Raw genomic sequence first — 1,560 nt, forward strand, 5'->3', positions numbered from 1 at the left:
AAGATATTTTACAATGAAGAGTTTGATCCTGGCTCAGGATGAACGCTAGCTACAGGCCTAACACATGCAAGTCGAGGGGCAGCATGGGCTTAGCTTGCTAAGCCTGATGGCGACCGGCGCACGGGTGAGTAACGCGTATCCGACCTTCCGGCGGCCCGGGTCCAGCCTTTCGAAAGAAAGATTAATCCCCGATGGTGTCAGGCAGTTCCATGACAGCCTGACTAAAGAATTATCGGCCGCCGATGGGGATGCGTTCCATTAGCTTGTTGGCGGGGTAACGGCCCACCAAGGCGACGATGGATAGGGGTTCTGAGAGGAAGGCCCCCCACATTGGGACTGAGACACGGCCCAAACTCCTACGGGAGGCAGCAGTGAGGAATATTGGTCAATGGGCGCGAGCCTGAACCAGCCAAGTAGCGTGGAGGATGACTGCCCTACGGGTTGTAAACTCCTTTTGCAGGGGGATAAAGTGTGCCACGCGTGGCATATTGCAGGTACCCTGCGAATAAGCATCGGCTAACTCCGTGCCAGCAGCCGCGGTAATACGGAGGATGCGAGCGTTATCCGGATTTATTGGGTTTAAAGGGAGCGCAGACGGCCCCTTAAGTCAGCTGTGAAAGTTTGCGGCTCAACCGTAAAATTGCAGTTGAAACTGTGGGGCTTGAGTACGGTCGCGGCATGCGGAATTCGTGGTGTAGCGGTGAAATGCATAGATATCACGAAGAACCCCGATTGCGAAGGCAGCATGCCAGCCCGCCACTGACGTTGAGGCTCGAAGGTGCGGGTATCAAACAGGATTAGATACCCTGGTAGTCCGCACGGTAAACGATGGACACCCGCTGTCGGCGATATACTGTCGGCGGCCAAGCGAAAGCGTTAAGTGTCCCACCTGGGGAGTACGCCGGCAACGGTGAAACTCAAAGGAATTGACGGGGGCCCGCACAAGCGGAGGAACATGTGGTTTAATTCGATGATACGCGAGGAACCTTACCCGGGCTTGAACTGCGCCTGAATGTGCCGGAAACGGTACAGCCGCAAGGCAGGCGCGGAGGTGCTGCATGGTTGTCGTCAGCTCGTGCCGTGAGGTGTCGGCTTAAGTGCCATAACGAGCGCAACCCCTTCCGGCAGTTGCCATCAGGTGATGCTGGGTACTCTGCCGGTACTGCCATCGTAAGATGCGAGGAAGGTGGGGATGACGTCAAATCAGCACGGCCCTTACGTCCGGGGCTACACACGTGTTACAATGGGGGGTACAGAGGGCAGCCAGCCGGCGACGGCGCGCGAATCCCGAAATCCCCTCCCAGTTCGGACTGGAGCCTGCAACCCGGCTCCACGAAGCTGGATTCGCTAGTAATCGCGCATCAGCCATGGCGCGGTGAATACGTTCCCGGGCCTTGTACACACCGCCCGTCAAGCCATGAAAGCCGGGGGTACCTGAAGTGCGTAACCGCAAGGGGCGCCCTAGGGTAAAACCGGTGATTGGGGCTAAGTCGTAACAAGGTAGCCGTACCGGAAGGTGCGGCTGGAACACCTCCTTTCTGGAGCGTCCGGTCTCATGTT

1 rRNA gene is annotated in these 1,560 nt (G+C 57.5%); it reads left to right on the forward strand.

From position 1 onward, the window contains the following. Positions 1-10 precede the first annotated feature (10 nt). A 16S ribosomal RNA gene (locus B5F78_RS16540) occupies positions 11-1,538 on the forward strand. Positions 1,539-1,560: the final 22 nt, after the last annotated feature.

This window comes from Bacteroides sp. An279, assembly GCF_002159615.1.
GTDB classification, from domain to species: domain Bacteria; phylum Bacteroidota; class Bacteroidia; order Bacteroidales; family Bacteroidaceae; genus Phocaeicola; species Phocaeicola intestinalis.